Annotated in this window: 11 protein-coding genes; 1 reads left to right on the top strand and 10 read right to left on the bottom strand. The window is 60.4% G+C overall.

Annotated features, from left to right (window positions below; translation table 11 throughout):
- Positions 1-23: 23 nt before the first annotated feature.
- From ML539_RS03845 to ML539_RS03800, 10 genes are all read right to left on the bottom strand, one after another.
- Entirely contained in the window at positions 24-392 is a 369-nt protein-coding gene (locus ML539_RS03845; protein ID WP_243293897.1) for a hypothetical protein, read from the bottom strand.
- A gap of 12 nt (positions 393-404) precedes the next feature.
- Positions 405-1,364 carry a 16S rRNA (cytosine(1402)-N(4))-methyltransferase RsmH gene (rsmH, locus tag ML539_RS03840; protein WP_243320814.1) on the bottom strand — a complete coding sequence of 320 codons (960 nt, stop codon included), beginning with the start codon at positions 1,362-1,364 and terminating at the stop codon, positions 405-407.
- Positions 1,364-1,855 carry a hypothetical protein gene (locus ML539_RS03835; RefSeq protein WP_243320812.1) on the bottom strand — a complete coding sequence of 164 codons (492 nt, stop codon included), beginning with the start codon at positions 1,853-1,855 and terminating at the stop codon, positions 1,364-1,366. Before ML539_RS03835 ends, rsmH begins: the two co-directional genes overlap by 1 nt.
- A 1,104-nt stretch (positions 1,856-2,959) precedes the next feature.
- Entirely contained in the window at positions 2,960-3,856 is an 897-nt protein-coding gene (locus tag ML539_RS03830) for a DUF3187 family protein (RefSeq protein WP_243320810.1), read from the bottom strand.
- A 504-nt stretch (positions 3,857-4,360) separates the two neighbouring features.
- On the bottom strand, positions 4,361-5,095 hold the full coding sequence (locus tag ML539_RS03825; RefSeq protein WP_243320808.1) for a TetR/AcrR family transcriptional regulator: 735 nt from the start codon (positions 5,093-5,095) through the stop codon (positions 4,361-4,363).
- Positions 5,092-9,522: an efflux RND transporter permease subunit gene (locus ML539_RS03820; RefSeq protein ID WP_243320805.1), complete on the bottom strand. Its 4,431-nt coding sequence runs from the start codon at positions 9,520-9,522 to the stop codon at positions 5,092-5,094. Before ML539_RS03820 ends, ML539_RS03825 begins: the two co-directional genes overlap by 4 nt.
- A gap of 2 nt (positions 9,523-9,524) precedes the next feature.
- Positions 9,525-10,604 (bottom strand): efflux RND transporter periplasmic adaptor subunit, encoded by a 1,080-nt coding sequence (locus ML539_RS03815; protein WP_243320803.1) that lies wholly within the window; start codon positions 10,602-10,604, stop codon positions 9,525-9,527.
- Positions 10,605-10,629: 25 nt separating this feature from the next.
- On the bottom strand, positions 10,630-10,914 hold the full coding sequence (locus tag ML539_RS03810; RefSeq protein WP_243320801.1) for an STAS domain-containing protein: 285 nt from the start codon (positions 10,912-10,914) through the stop codon (positions 10,630-10,632).
- Between the two features lie 446 nt (positions 10,915-11,360).
- Positions 11,361-11,747: a hypothetical protein gene (locus ML539_RS03805; RefSeq protein WP_243320799.1), complete on the bottom strand. Its 387-nt coding sequence runs from the start codon at positions 11,745-11,747 to the stop codon at positions 11,361-11,363.
- 348 nt (positions 11,748-12,095) lie between these two features.
- Positions 12,096-13,769, bottom strand: a complete 1,674-nt coding sequence (locus ML539_RS03800) for a sigma 54-interacting transcriptional regulator (RefSeq protein ID WP_243320797.1) — start codon at positions 13,767-13,769, stop codon at positions 12,096-12,098.
- A gap of 392 nt (positions 13,770-14,161) precedes the next feature.
- Here ML539_RS03800 and ML539_RS03795 point away from each other — a divergent pair, with 392 nt between their 5' ends.
- On the top strand, positions 14,162-14,944 hold the full coding sequence (locus ML539_RS03795) for a hypothetical protein (RefSeq protein WP_243320794.1): 783 nt from the start codon (positions 14,162-14,164) through the stop codon (positions 14,942-14,944).
- Positions 14,945-14,966 lie beyond the last annotated feature (22 nt).

Below are 14,966 nucleotides of genomic sequence, written 5' to 3'. Positions count from 1 at the left end.
GGCGGCGGCCCCCTGCCTACAGACTACAATCCATCGGACGACACCGGGCGGAGCTTGGCCAGGCGCTGATCTTCCGGGGTGAAGCCGCGGCGGACCAGGTGGCTCTGCTTGCGGGGCTGGAGCCCGGCCTTCTCGGCATAGCTCTGGACTGCCTCATCCCGCTGGTAGCGGCTGCGCTCCAGCAGGAGCTTGCGCTGGAGCTCCTCCTCCTTGCGGATCCGCTCCTTCAGGTCGCCCATGGCGTAGCCCAGTCGGGTGCTCTGGATCTTCAGGTACGCCAGGACGCCCAGGGGCATGGCCAGCGCCAGCACCAGGAGCAGCATGCGCAGGATGCCTTCGCTCTCGACCGTCCGGACGGGAGCGGTGGGGCTGGGCAGGATTCCGGCAGCCATGGTTGACCTCGATCAGGGGAGGCGCTCGGCCACGCGGAGGCGGGCGGAGCGGGAGGGGGGATTCGCGGCGGCCTCGGCCTCGCTGGGCGCGAGACCACCGGGATGGATGAGCTTGAGTGTCTTGGGGAGGACGGCCGGGGCCGTGCGGCCGGGGCCGTCGTAGATGCCCGCGAGGCGTCGCAGCGTCTGCTTGACGATGCGGTCCTCCAGGCTGTGGAAGCTGATGACGGCCAGGCGCCCACCGGGGCGCAGGTGTCCGGCGGCGGCTTCCAGGGCGGCGGCCAGCCGGTCCAGCTCCCCGTTCACGGCGATGCGGATGGCCTGGAAGGTGCGGGTGGCGGGGTCGCTATGGCCTTTGCGCTTGGCTGGCTCGCGGGGAATGACCGTGTAGACGGCTTCGGCCAGGTCCTTGGTGGTGGCCAGCCGGCCTTCGCGGTGCGCCCGGAGGATGGCGCGGGCGATGGGCCGGCTGGCACGCTCTTCGCCGTACTGGTAGATCGCGTCGGCCAGGCTTTCGTCGGTCTGTTCCGCGATCCACTCCACGGCAGTGGGACCGGAGGTGGTGTCCATGCGCATGTCGAGGGGGCCTTCGTCCCGGAAGCTGAAGCCGCGCTCCGGGCTCCGGAGCTGCAGGGTGGAGACGCCCAGGTCCGCGAGGATGGCGTCGAAGCCGCCGGGGGCGGATTCCGCCTTCCAGGCCAGGAAACGGGCATCGTCCCAGAGGTCCTCGTAGGCGCAGGCCAGGATCTCGAGGCGGGCATCGTCGCCCAGGCGGCGCCGAGCCTGGTAGCGGGCCTCGGGGTCGCGGTCCACGCCCAGGTAGCGGGCTTCCTTGTCGCAGCGGGCCAGCAGGGCTTCCGCGTGACCGCCCAGGCCCAGGGTGAGGTCCAGGATCCGGGCGGCCGGCGGCAGCACCAGGTTGTCCAGCACCTCCTGGAGCAGCACGGGGACATGAACGGGGATCGTCATCATCAGATCCCCAGGTCCGCGAGCTGGGCCAGGTCCTCGGCACCCAGGGGTTCGGCCGCCAGGCGGCGCTCGAAGCCGGCCTTGTTCCACAGGGCCAGGTGGTCCATCTGTCCCAGCACGGCCACCTCGCCGGTGAGCTGGGCGGCCTCCCGCAGGATGGGCGGAATGACGAAGCGGCCCTGGGCGTCCGGCTCCACCTCGCTGCCGAAGTACGCCGTGGTCTCCAGGAACTTGCGCTTGGCGGGACTGGTGGACGGCAGGGCTGCCAGCCGGGCCTCGATGGCTTCCCAGACCGGCAGGGGGTAGAGGCGGGCGGAGCGACCGTCCAGGGAGGTCAGGTAGTGCCGCAGGGCGCCGGGACCTTCACGCAGAGCTTCGGCCCCCTCGCCCTGGGCGAAGGATTCGAGCTCGGCCTTGAAGGAGGAGGGGAGCTTCAGTCGTCCCTTCTCGTCCACCGTGGCCGGTGAATTACCGCGGAGTCGCAGCACCGGCATCGCCTTTCAACTGCGGCCTCAGGAGATACCAGGGGGAAGGAAGAGACCACTTTGATCCACTTCAGACCACTTTTCTCCACTGAGAACCACTTCAAAGTCTAGAAAGGCGGCGGGATGTCACAAGCGGAAATAAAAGCGAAAAAGACACGCAAACTGCCCTTTCTCACTGGGAATGGCGGGATTCTCAGCCTCGTGGCCAAGCTCTCATCCCCATGGCGAGGGTTCTCACAACAGCGTTTTGGTCTATTTTCGTTTTTTTTCTAATAGCAGGAGTTACATTCACTTCGATCTGCATTGACCCCAGCTCCTCCGACATGGACCACAGCCCATGGCCGCCCCTGCTTTCCGGACACTCGACGACATTCAGCGGACTGGCCCCGCGACCAGCGAGGAAGTGGCCAGGCTGATACTTGGGGACACGTTCTTTGTGGACCACCTGGAGGACAAGGGGGAAACCATCGGTCCCCTTCCCTCCGTGATCGCACATCACAGGGAGTGGTCCGTTCCTCCAGGCTTGGCCTCAAGGGAGACAAGTGAATCTACGGCCGAATAGCTTTGGTCCTCGTACCGCCTAACGATCGAAAGACTGGACGGCGAGTGGACGAGGAAGGAACTGCGGAAAGCCAAGGCAGGAATATTCACGGCCAGCTTTAAGGCGTTCTTGGAGGCGGCCAACTTCCTAGGAGTCGGTACCTCACGCCAATTCAGAAGCCTTGGCCTGTCCCGCCGGACATACTTCTATTGGGCAAGCAAAGTGAAGAACGGAAGGCCCATTAGCGATCAATACCACCTCGATTTCAAGCTTTGGCTAGTCTGGAAATGGTTGGAATTGGCCACAAAAAAAATCCCAGATGAGGACCTTGTTGCAACGTGGTTCCAGACCCCGAATGAGCTGCTTTCGAAGGCTAGCCGAAGCCCAATCGATGTGCTTTTCAATTTCGATGGCAGGCGTCGCCCCAGGGTTCTACGGATCCTCCTTGGTATGCCCACACCCACCCAGGCCTCGCTATAGCGGAGCGATGAGCCCGGCGTCGATCAGGTGGCGCGCCTTGTCATTGAGCTCCGTCCGAATGACAAGACCCTTCAGTACCGGTGACCCCCCTCTCAGAAGGAGGCTGTGAGGCTTACCCCAAACCCCATGTCAGCCGTGTTCTCGTTGTGGGTGATGTTGTTGAGATACCGAAAGGTGAAAATCAAATTCTTTTTCATCTGCCAATGGAAACCCAGGTCGTGCTGAAGGCTGGGTCGGTCCAACTTCTGATAGGGCTGTTTCGGAAGGAAGCCGCTCTGAAGATAGAGCTGTAGGAAGGGCCGGATCTTCTGCCATCGTCGACATTCCCACGTGCCGTGAACTCCCCAGGCATCACGGAAGCTGCCGAAGGCCATGGTGTTGTAGGTGGCAGATCCACCGGGCCGATGAATGAACCCGAACCCGCCATAGAAGACATGTCGCGGACTGGGCTGCCACCTCCCCGTAAGCCCAAGGGACTGATCCCAGCCGGAGCGGAAGACATCATAGGTCGTAGTCAAAGGTGGCTTGACGGACAGAAACATAGACAAGGTCCAGGTTGTCCCTCCTGAAACTCGATGAACCAGCCCGACCGTAGGGTCCTCCGTCTTCCCCCGGATGTGTTGATCGCTATAGAAAACCAGTTGGCCATGGGTCATCACCATGAGCGTCACTTGGTTTTGCTTCACCAGGTCTCGCCCGAACTGCTCAAATCCAACCTTATGAAAATCCTCGATGACACCATCCAGGACCCCACCCCCTTGGCTCTGGAATGGAAGCTCCGCCCAGACGTCGGTCTGATCCGTAAGGCCGTAACGAACTCGAAGGGAAGTCCGGGCGGTCTCCTCGTCGAAGAAGAAGACAAGGGGGATCGAAGCGTACTCCGCGGCATGGGCGAGCACAAACTCCCGGGTGATCGCAAGCCGTCCCTGAGCATCACGCGGCGCTTGGTCTTTCAGAATGTCCGAGAACTCAAACGTGTTCGCTTGCATGTGATCCATGGATACCCGCCAGTGTCCCCGCCCTACGGGGGTGGGGTCCACCGGCTGGTAGGCCATTGGGAGCGAGAAGAGGGGGAACATCTCTCTCGTCGGGGAGGGCCCCATTTCCATTGGCTCCTGGGCATGGAGAGGGATGTGACCCGTCAACAGGAGTGCCCAATGGAAGCCGAGTGCTCTCACCCAAGTGGATGAAGATGCCTGGTGTGATCTCATGTGGCATGCTCCAATTCCCGCCTAACCTTTCGGGCCGGCATGGTGCAAGAACGGTGCTCCGGGTCTCGTGATCAGGTGCCGTGGACCAAGACAAATACGCTTTGCTACTGGATGAAAGGCTCTGGCCTTCAGGCGGCTTGCAGGTAGGGTTTGGACCGACGGGCCGAAGGCGGATGTCGAAGTGCGCCGAGGCGTGTAATTCCAGCCAAGCCTTAACTAGGGATCACCAACTGAACCAGTCGCCCTTAGACCGTGCTCGATCTGGGTCCCGATATCTTCCTTTCATTGGGATTCAGGCTCGAGGTAATAGTCCGGGATTCCCAATCCATTCAGGTTGAACCTGAGGAAGTGGGTCACCAGGCGCGGCACGTCGTCCTCGTCAGAGGGCGGCTCATTCAGAAGTCGGGCAAGGATGTCCTGGTGGCAGAGGAAGAAGACCAGCTGTGCATGAATACTCATTCCCATCCGCACTAGCCCATCGTGATCCAGGTCGGATCTGAGAACGCGAAGGCAGCGGTTCAAATACTCAATGTGTGGCTGAATCGCTTCCATCAAACTACCCATGGATTCCTCAGGTGGGTAGATCATGGATTTCGCGATGAGAACCAGGACAGCTCGTTCAAGTTCAGGTTCTTTGTCGGGGGGAAGGTTGGACTTCTGGCGGAGGCTCATCCGGATGAATTCGCGAATGTAGGCTCGAAGTGCGGTGACCGCTTGTCGAAGCACCGCAGACTTGCCCGCAAATGGGCCAACTGGCAATGGCGGCATTGGCAATGTCTTGGCGGTGTGTATTGCCATCCGGGAGGCGAGGTGGAGGGAGGCGGCATGCAGACCGGCCTTTCCCCCGAAGTGGAAGGAGATGAGGCTGCTGTTGACTCCTGCCGCATCGGCGATCTCTCGGATGGAGGCGCCTTCGAACCCCTTCTCGGCAAAAATGCGGATGGCGGCCTTCAGTAGCATCAGTCGCGAGTTCGTGATCGGCGCAGGCGTTTTCAGGTTGTCTCTGGAGTCAGTCATTGATTTAAACCTCCTCCGAGCAGTCGATCCAGCTCGGCGCGCGTGAGATCAAGTCCCAGGCGAGCGGCGAGAAGTTCGGCCTCGGAAGCAGTGGCCTCGGCATCCGCTTCCAACTTTTTTGAGACTGGAATCAGTCCGGACTTGTGCTGATTCCCGGCCAGACGGGCCTTTTCAACGTTCATGGCATTCGCATCTTCAGCGGCCTCTGACAGGATTCGCGCCGTTTCCAGCTTACGGAGCAGCCGATCGAGATCGATCTCAGTACGGTTGCGCACCCGGTCGTAGTTGCTCGAGGCTTGGCTCGCCAGGGCAGCCCGCTGGTGGACCACACCGGATCGCTTGCCCCAGTCAAAAATGGTCCAACTCAGGGAGAGCCCGTAGGAGGTGGAGTTGGCCTGGACGAAAGGAAGTCCATCCTGGTGGGTCTGACGGATGAAGGCACCCAGTTCAGGAATGTATTCGGATTTGCCTGCCTTGAGGGCGCTGCGGCTCTTCTCGAGCGACGCCTGGGCTACTGCCAGATCGGGATTGGACTTCCGGATCTGATCCAGCATCGCTTCACGCGCTGGAAGCGGCCGTGCTTCAGTGGAGACAGGGGCAAGGTCCAGAGGTGTCTGAAGGGGTTCACCCATCAAGTCGTTGAGTTCCGACGCGAGATCAGAGGCTGTGGCCTGAGCGGTACTCAGCTTGTAGCGGTTCTGGAGGAGCTTGGCCCGACTCCCGATTTGCTGCACCTTCAGGGCATTCCCCGCTTTGACGGCATCTTGGGCATCCAGATCCTGGGATTCGGCCGCAGCCACGCCTGCCTGAGCAGCCGTGATTTGGGCCTGAGCGATCAGAAGGCCGTAGTAAGCCTGGCGTGTCTGATAGGCGATCTCGGTCTCCATCTTTCGCAGCTCGGCCTTTGCCCCCCGCTCCTCGGCAGAGGCGACCTCGTTCCCATGGTGGATCTTGAAAAGCTGGGTGAGGGGCTGGCTCAAGGTGATGTTCTGATAGAAAAGATGCGTCTTACCCTGGCCCAGGTTGGCGTCCTGGGTCGGGAAGGGACCTAGGCCAGGAACGTTGCCAAGAGAGCCCGCAGGAATGGTCATGAAGGGCTGATCGTTGCGCTTCAACCAGGTGGCATCCATTGCGAGTTGCGGGAAGTAGTCGGCTCGCGCCGTGCGTTTCTTCCCCGCTGCCTCATCGACCTTGGCCCGTGCGATGCGGATGGCCGCACTGTGGTCGAGGGCGCTGGCCACAGCCTGCTCGAGCGTCAGGTGCTTCGGTTCCGACACCCCCGCACTGAGCGGGGACGCCAGGACCAAGGCCAGGATGAACATCGGGATGACCGAAACCACCCGGCTTCCAGTGGATGAGCTCTCTTTGGACCGGAACACGAGCACGTAGATGACGGGGACCACCAGAAGCGTGAAGAACATCGAGAAGATCAGACCGACCGCGAGGACGCTGGCCAGAGGGCTCCACATCTTCGAGCCCGAAAGAACCATGGGTGTTACACCGACGGCCGCAGCCATGGTGGTGAGGAAGATGGGTCGCAGTCGACGCTCACCGGCGAGGGTGGCGGCCTCCACAAGGGGGATACCCTCGCGCAGCTTCTCCTTGATGTAGTCGATGAGGATGATGGCGTTCCGGACCACGATGCCGCAGAGGCTGATCATGCCCATGAAAGCCGTGAAACCGAAGGAATTGCGGGTTATGAGGAGGCCCACGACCACACCAAAGAGCGAAAGTGGAATGGAAGCCATGACCACAAGGGGTTCGACCAGGTTCCGGAACTGGATCATGAGGATGAAGAAGATGGCCAGGAGACTGATGCCAAGGGCCACAACCATCTCGGGCTGTGTTTCTTCCTGGTTGGCAAATTCGCCGCCCAGTTCGAGCCGGTACCCGGGAGGAAGCTTCAGAGCCTTCACCTTCGGCAGAGCGTCCTTGAGGATGGAAGAGGCATAGGTCCTCGGGGCCTGGAGGCAGCGGACGGTCAGGGTGCGCACGCCGTTCCTGCGCACGAGACGGCTGGTCTGCCACGTGGGAGCGAGATCCGCGATGGCCCGCAGAGGTACCTTCCCGTTGGTGATGGAAGAACCGACGTACGTGTTTCGCACATCATCGAAGGTGGCTCGGTGGGCAGGGTCGACCCTCAGGACGAGGTTCACCGCCCGGTCGCCCTCCCAGAACGTGCTGACGGGTGCACCATCGAAGGCGCCATAGAGGAGGTTCGACACGCCCATGTGGGTGATGCCCAGGCGGTTGGCCAGCTCCGTGTTGAGGTCCACATTGATCATGGGGGAGTCGTTCCGGTAGTCGGTGTGGAGGAACTGGGCCCGGGGGTCCTTCTGGAGGATGTCCCCGATCTGCTCACCGATGGCTTTCAGCTTCGCCTCGTCATCCCCGGAGATCCGGAATTCGATGGGCGCCTCCATCACAGCTCCCTGCTGGAGTTCCTGAACCAGGACCATGCCCTCGGGCGCCAGGCGTGCCAGGCGTGACCGGAGCTCCTCCACGAGCGCCGTGGTGGCCTTCACGTCCACCGTGTTCACGATGAACTGGCCGTAGGCCGGATCGGGCTGCTGTGGGTTCACGTTGTAGTAGAAGCGGGGGGAGCTCTGCCCCACGAAGCCGGCAAGGTGAGTCACCCGCTTGTCGCGGAGGAGTTCGCCCTCGATGCGCTTCATGGTGGCGTCTGTGGCCTCGATGCGTGTTCCCTGGGGCATCCAGAGGTCAACGACGAACTGGTTGCGTTCGGCGTTGGGGAAGAATTCCTGGGGGACAAACCGGAATAGGAAGGCACCCAGGACGATTCCTGCCACGCCCAGACCGACCGCGAGCATGGGCTTGGACATGAAGTACGTGATGGCCTTCTTGTAGGCGACCTGGAGGAGATCCAGGGCATTGAACTTCTTGACGTGATCCGTAGGTTCCGCGTCGTGGTCGTGCAAGCCCTTGTGGATGAAGGTTCGGCAAAGGAGCGGGGTGACGAAGACCGCCACGAGGAAGGAGACGGAGAGGGCTACCGCCACGGTGATGGGGAGGGCCAGGATGAACTCACCGGCACTTCCGGAGATGATGATCAGAGGCAGGAAGGAGGCAATGATCGTGAGGGTCGCCGCCAGCACCGGAACGAGCACTTCCGTGGCGGATCGCCAGGCAGCCTCGGGTCGCGGGACCTTGTGGTCCAGCAGCTCCACGTAGTTGTCGGCGATGACGATGGCGTCGTCTACGACGATGCCGAGCACCACGATCAGGGCTGCGATGGAGACCTGGTGGAGTTGGATCCCGAAGACGTTCATGACGGCGATGGTCGTCAACATGGTCGTCGGGATGGCCAGGGCCGCGATGAGCGAGACCCGGAAGGGCAGCAGGAGGACCGTCACGACGATGACGCACCCGATGGCGATGAGGAACTCACGGCCCATGTGGGTCATCCGCTCTTCCACGACCTGCGGCTGGTTTGCGATGTAGTCCATGTGGAGATCGGGCGGGAGCATGGGTTTGACCCGGTGGTTGAGCACCTCGGTCACCTTGTTGCCCATCTCGACGATGTTGTGACCTTTCTGCATCTCCACGGAGATCATCAGGGCGGGCTTGCCGTCGTAGCGGACCATGAATTCCGGATCCTGGTACCGACGCTCCACACTGGCGAAGTCCCCGATGTAGATTGGCTGACCGGTCGGGGACATGCCGACCATCACCTTCTTGATCTGTTCTTCCGTATTGAAGGACCCCGTCGTGTGGAGGGGGATCTGGCCGTTGTCTGTGCGGGCGTTCCCGGCGGCCTGAATCTCGTTTCTTTGATTCAGCGCTCCCACGATCTGCCGGGGATCCGTGAAGTACTGGCTCATGCGCTCGAGGCTGCTGGTCACCCAGATCTGTTCGTTCTGCCGGCCGTAGACCGCGATCTTCCCGACTTCGGGCACGGTGCGAAGGGCATCCTGGATCGTGTCCACGTAATCGCGCAGCTCACGGTAGCCGTAGCGTTCGCCGCTCACACAGATGAGCATGGCCACGGTGTCTCCGAAATCCGAATCCACCACCGGTCCCATCACCTCGCCCGGCAATTCGGTGGCCTTCACCAGGTTCATCTCGTGGCGCAGCTTCGCCCAGAACACATCCGGAGTCTTGACGTTCTTCTCCAGCTCCACGTTGATGATCGCGAGGCCAGGTCGGCTGGTGGAGTAGGTCTTCTCCTTGCGCACTTCCTGGAACTTGAAGATGTGCGATTCCAGCGTCTTGGTGACCTGCTTCTCCACCTGTTCCGTGGTGGCACCAGGATATATGGCGGCGACGATCCCGGTCCGGATGGTGATGCTCGGGTCCTCGGTACGAGGCATGCCCATCAGGGCGTGGATCCCCAGCGCCACGGCCATGATGACGAGAATGGCCGTGATGGTCGGGTAGCGTAGGAAGGCTTTGATGGCTTTGTTCATGGCTACTTACCCCCCTGGACGGGTTCGGCGATCATGCCGTTACGCAGGGTGTTCTGGCCGGCCACCACGATGGACTCGTTCCCTGTAAGGCCGGATCGAATCTGGATGCTGCGCCCGTACACCGCCCCCACTTCCACCCGCTTCGAGTAGACCCGCTGCTGATCGGGGAAGAACTGAAATACCTGGGTGGCGCCTTGGGGATCCCGAACGATGGCTTCGGATGGCAGGGTGAGCATGTCCAAATGCTGCGATCCGGTGATGGAGACCTCGGCAACCATGCCCACCTTGAGCTCACGTTGCGGATTGGGGACGCTGACGCGAGCCATGTAGGTTCGCGTCGCAGGATCGGCTGAAATGTTCACCACCCGCACGCGGCCCTGGAAGAGGCGGCCGGGCAAAGCGGGAATCGTGATCGAGGCGGACTGCCCCACCTTCACGAGCCTTACGTCGGTTTCGGGGATTCCGACGTTCACCTCAATGGGATCCAGCTGCGCGATTTCGAAGACGGGCTGGCCTGCGCCCACCATGACGCCCGGCTCCACCATCCGCCGCGCGATGAAACCGTTGATGGGTGCCACCAGCCTGGCTTCGGTCAGGTTCTTGCGAGCCACGCCTTCCCCGGCGATCGCCTGCTGAAGCTGCTCGCGGGAGGCGTCCCGGGCCGCAGTAAACTTTGCGAAATCATTGGGCGCCAGGCTCTGAGTGTCGAACAGCTGCTTCATGCGGCGGAATTCCTGGTCTGCCTGGTCCGCTCCCGCCCTTGCAGCCGCCACCTGGGCACGGGCTGCTTCCATCGCATGGGCGAGGTTCTCGGAATCCAGGACGGCCAGGAGCTGTCCTTTCCGCACTGGCTCACCTTCCCTCAGAAGGACCTGAACCGCCCGGCCCGGCACCTGAAAGGCCACCATGGAGGATCCACCCTGGGGCGTCAAGGTGCCGCTGACGCCAACGCGTTCCAGTTCCTGGACACGGGTGGGCTGTGCCACCGAGATGTTGGCCTTGGCAGTCTCAACGGCCTCTTGGTGACTGCCGCAGGCAAGGGTCAGGCACAGAGGAGATAGGATGAGAAGTTTGCGGTGCATGGAATTCTCCTGAAATGGGAAAAGGTCAGTCCTTGGAAAGGGATTCGACTTCCTCGATGACGGCTTCGATGAATGGGGTTGGACCTTGCAGCAAACACCCGGCTCGGCGCATGGCCGCGAGCATTGCTTTGCCACGGGCATCCACGAAGGAGACCTCAGATAAGTCCACGACGACTTCCCAGTGACCGGGAATTCGGGGGGAGGCATCCATCCACACCCTGAAGAGTTCGTCCACCCAGGGATGGATGACCTTCCCTTCTAGGCGCAGCCGCACAGCTTCTTGTTCAGATTCAACATGGATTCTCAGCACACAGAACCTCCATTCACGGAGCCCTATGCGCACACTTGATGCCAGTTTGTTCAAACAATTTTAACTCTTTTTATATTAATATTTGTATCGAAAGAGCCTGCCTCTGCTCCGAAGACGACATCGTCGCCCCGAGACGACATGGAGTCTCGCGACTTCATGTCGTCAGTTGGCTCGGCCAAAGGAGTCCTTGTGCCTCGGCGTGAGAGATGCCGTGCTTCTGCCCAGGAAAGGCGTCGATGCCTCCGGCTCACCCAGGCAGTAGAGGCACAGCGGGCTGGGTGGAACGGGCCGTGTGGGAGGTCCTTCCCCAACCTCCCTGGTAATCATGTTCCCGTACGAGTTCCGAAGGGCCCGAGGCCCCACAGGCCTCATGCAGCAAGGAGCCCTTCACCCTTCGATTCATGAAGAGAATCCGGACCTTCGATCAAGGAAGGAACCACTTCGCGTCAATCCCGAAGCATGGAGCGGGATGGGGTGCGATCGGATTCAGTGTGAGGTGCTATGAGGTCCAGCAGCCCCGTCAAAGCGGGTTGATCCCTCACCCCTTGTCTCGGATCCAGCTTGTAAGGAATCTCGGCGTGCCCCCACCAGAGCTTTCGTGCGCCATGTCGCTCGAATATCTCAATGACTGGAACCCGGGTGCGTGGGGACGACTCCTCAGTGAACGTGGTCAGGACAATTTGGAAATCCGCCTCCTGAGGCAGCGCCATCCGGTAACCCTTCTCCATGAGTCGGTCAGACACCAATGGCTTCAACTCTTCGAAGGGAATGGTCCGCATATTCCAGATGCAAAGCGCTGAATCTGGCTGGCTATCGATGCAGAACGTCTTCATGGTGGTGAGGCGATCCTCCTCCAGGGAGGTGCCGGTGAAATTGAGCCTCCTGCATGAGAGCAGTGCCTGGAGTAGAAGCAGAGCACACAGGAACGCCACACCTCGAATCAGCGTTCGCACCGCTTGACTCGGAGGAGCACTGGCCCGCCTTTCGGCCTGGTGCCCTTTTTCATCGTGGATTCGTGGCACCTCGGGCCTCCAATCATGAAGCCCCTGGGCACACACGATGCCAATCTTCCAATAGCACTCAAATCGCGAAATCAATGCGATTTAGCTTGTACCTGTCGACTCCATTCATGGACCATTCTGCTTTGACGAGACGACATGACGTCTCGCGACTTCATGTCGTCATTTGGGCCGATCAAGTCCGAGACGCTTCATCTTGGAATTCAGGGTTGTGCGTTTCAGGCCAAGGCGCGCAGCTGCGCCGTGAGGCCCCCCCACAGCGCCCCCGCTCGCCTTCAGAGCCTCCAGGATGCCCTGGCGTTCCAGGTCTTCGTAGGTCTGGGCAGCGGCAACTGGTGAGTGGACCGCCGGCAGGATCATCTCACCCATGGGCACATGCAGGTCCGGACCTGGGCTGAGGATCACCGATCGCTCCACCAGGTTCTGCAATTCCCGGATGTTTCCAGGCCAAGGCCATCGAACCAAGAATTCCATGGTTTCGGCAGGAATGCGCACGATGCGCTTGTCCATGGCCCTGGAAAACTTCTGAGTGAAATATCGGACCAAGTTGGGAATGTCCTCCTTGCGATCACGCAGCGGCGGGACCCGGACCGGAAACACATTTAGGCGGTAAAACAGATCCCGGCGGAAGCTCCCATTCTCGACCATCTGTGCCAGATCCTGATGAGTCGCGGCGATCAACCGCACATCGACTCGAAGGGTTCGGGTGCTGCCCAGGCGTTCAAATTCTCGCTCCTGAAGGGCGCGTAGAAGCTTTGGCTGAAGCTCCAGGGGGAGGTCACCAATTTCGTCCAGGAACAGGGAACCCAGGTGGGCAAGCTCGAATCGGCCGACCTTTCTGGCGATGGCTCCTGTGAAGGCCCCTCGTTCATGGCCGAACAGCTCGCTCTCCACCAGACCCATGGGGATGGCCGAGCAGTTGAGCTTGATGAAGGTGCGTTCCTTCCGTTTGCTCCGCTCATGGATGGCTCGCGCCAGCAGTTCCTTGCCAGTTCCGGTTTCTCCCAGCAGGAGGACCGTGGCGTCGGAGGGGGCCACAGTTTCAATCTGCTGCAGGACCTTTGCGAAAGATGGGCTAGCACCGACCATCTCTTGGGTTGCGAAGTCCTGGGCCCTTTCCTCTTCCAGATACAGCTTTTCCTCCACCAGTTTATCGTGTGAGTGGCGGATGTCCTGGAAGGCCATTGCGTTATCCAATGCGAGAGCAATCTGGCCCGCGACGAGTTCCAGCAGGCGCAGGTTGGCCCCTTGGAAGCCAAGCTCCTTTTGGCTTCCCAGACTCATCACTCCCAACGCCTTACCTCGGGAATGCAAGGGAATGAGGCAGATGGACTGGATGTGCTCCTGCTGTAGCAGTCGGGCAAGCTCAGGCGGTTGAAGAGCGGCGATCCGAGCCGGATCGAGGATATCGATCTGCTTGGTGTCCAGGGCCCTGCTAGCCAACTCCAGGGATTCAGGGACCTGATCGCCAATTCTGAACTGCCCCCGAGAGCGAGTGAAGTCCAAGAGCCGAAGACGCTCCATGGTACCTTTCGACTCCAGTGTGCTCAGGGTCATGAAATCGTGGTGCGTGCGCTCCCATAAGGCCGACGAGATGGCCACGAATAGCTGCTCTGGGTCCAGGTTGTTCAGAAGAAGCTTGTTGATGTGCAGCACGAGTCGCAGCTCGTCGCGTTCTTGCGCCAGCTGGTCCAATCGGCGACGGAGCCCCTGCAGCACCATCAGTTTGCGAGATACACCTTGCCACCTGCGGTGACCCGCGAATTTCTCTCGCGCCGCGTTCTGATTCGGACTCCGGCCATGGTGGGAGGGGGGTGTCACGTGGTCGTCTTGCATGGGACATCCTTCTTCGGGGTTACATCATCGGGGCAGGATGGAGATCTGCACGTCGCATGTGTCGGTTCATTTCCCCTTGGATCAAGTGGGTCGTTCGTCCAGGCCGACAGGCATCATACGTGGAATTGAGTTCGATGCACCTCGCATAGGCGATCTACCGAACGATCGCCAGAATTCGAGTTCACCCGTGACGAAATAGAGTCCTCGCGACGAAATCAAGCCACTGAGAAGGGCACTAAGGCAACTGCACCAGGCCTCATGTATTAGTAAATTTTAATTTGATTCTTGTTATAATAGATCATACATCCTGGCATCTTACCTGCCCTTACTACACCGATCCGATTGGGAGGTGAAGGATGGGGCCGATTTCTGTGGGAAGCCTGACGAGATACATGCGAACGGTTCCGTTGGTGATGGTCGCCCTCCTTCTACCTGCGATCAGCCTCTTGGCTTCGGATATCACCCTTAACCAAACCAGCATTGACCACGGTCAGGAACGGGAACAGATCCAGCTTTGGTCGTCCCGATTCATGCGTATCAACCAACCTGGAAATCAAGTGGACTTTCTGTTCGATTTCACCCAGGGAGTTTCCTACCACATCGATCACGACAAGAAGCTCATCCAGAAGATGAACTGGGATGACCTTGAGATTGCAGCGAAGGTTCTTGGAGAGAGGTTGAAGAACCTGCCTCCCTTGATTCAGAAGGCGTTGGGTGCCAACGATCCTCCCGTCTCCGTGGTGGACCAAGGTTCTGAGATCATCCTGGACCGCGAGTGCCACAAGTGGAAGATCGTCGTGGGCCCGGCGACCATCGAGACCAGCAATGATCCGTCGGTCACTCCTCCGGTACCCGCTATCCCCTATCAGCGCTTTCTCAGGCTTCATACCGTCATCGGTCAGCCACAGACCAATGCTGGCCCACTCCTCAAAGCCGGTGAAGAACTGGCCAGAGTGCAAGGCCTCGCCCTGAAGTACCGCATCGTACTACCCATTGCCGGGCAGACGACCACCATCACCACTCATATCGAAGAAGGGCCCATCCCTCCCTCAGCCTTCGAACTGCCTTCGGACTACCAGATGGAAGACTCAGGCAAGAAGATGCTGGAGAACTTGGGCGTATACGTCAGTCATTCTGTTCCTGTAAGCCAGGTCCAGCCGTGTTCAGGGATCTGAGGACTGTTGTCAGCCCGTGGCG

This window comes from Geothrix sp. SG200 (genome assembly GCF_022808935.1).
Classification (GTDB): domain Bacteria; phylum Acidobacteriota; class Holophagae; order Holophagales; family Holophagaceae; genus Geothrix; species Geothrix alkalitolerans.
This window is presented reverse-complemented; position numbering and strand designations above follow the sequence as displayed.

Excerpts from the sequence above, each read along its gene's own strand:
- ML539_RS03815 (WP_243320803.1), bottom strand. The coding sequence starts at position 10,604 with ATGCACCGCAAACTTCTCATCCTATCTCCTCTGTGCCTGACCCTTGCC.
- ML539_RS03795 (WP_243320794.1), top strand. The coding sequence starts at position 14,162 with ATGCGAACGGTTCCGTTGGTGATGGTCGCCCTCCTTCTACCTGCGATC.
- rsmH (WP_243320814.1), bottom strand. The coding sequence starts at position 1,364 with ATGATGACGATCCCCGTTCATGTCCCCGTGCTGCTCCAGGAGGTGCTG.
- ML539_RS03825 (WP_243320808.1), bottom strand. The coding sequence starts at position 5,095 with ATGACTGACTCCAGAGACAACCTGAAAACGCCTGCGCCGATCACGAAC.
- ML539_RS03805 (WP_243320799.1), bottom strand. The coding sequence starts at position 11,747 with ATGAAGACGTTCTGCATCGATAGCCAGCCAGATTCAGCGCTTTGCATC.
- ML539_RS03820 (WP_243320805.1), bottom strand. The coding sequence starts at position 9,522 with ATGAACAAAGCCATCAAAGCCTTCCTACGCTACCCGACCATCACGGCC.
- ML539_RS03800 (WP_243320797.1), bottom strand. The coding sequence starts at position 13,769 with ATGCAAGACGACCACGTGACACCCCCCTCCCACCATGGCCGGAGTCCG.
- ML539_RS03835 (WP_243320812.1), bottom strand. The coding sequence starts at position 1,855 with ATGCCGGTGCTGCGACTCCGCGGTAATTCACCGGCCACGGTGGACGAG.
- ML539_RS03845 (WP_243293897.1), bottom strand. The coding sequence starts at position 392 with ATGGCTGCCGGAATCCTGCCCAGCCCCACCGCTCCCGTCCGGACGGTC.
- ML539_RS03830 (WP_243320810.1), bottom strand. The coding sequence starts at position 3,856 with ATGCAAGCGAACACGTTTGAGTTCTCGGACATTCTGAAAGACCAAGCG.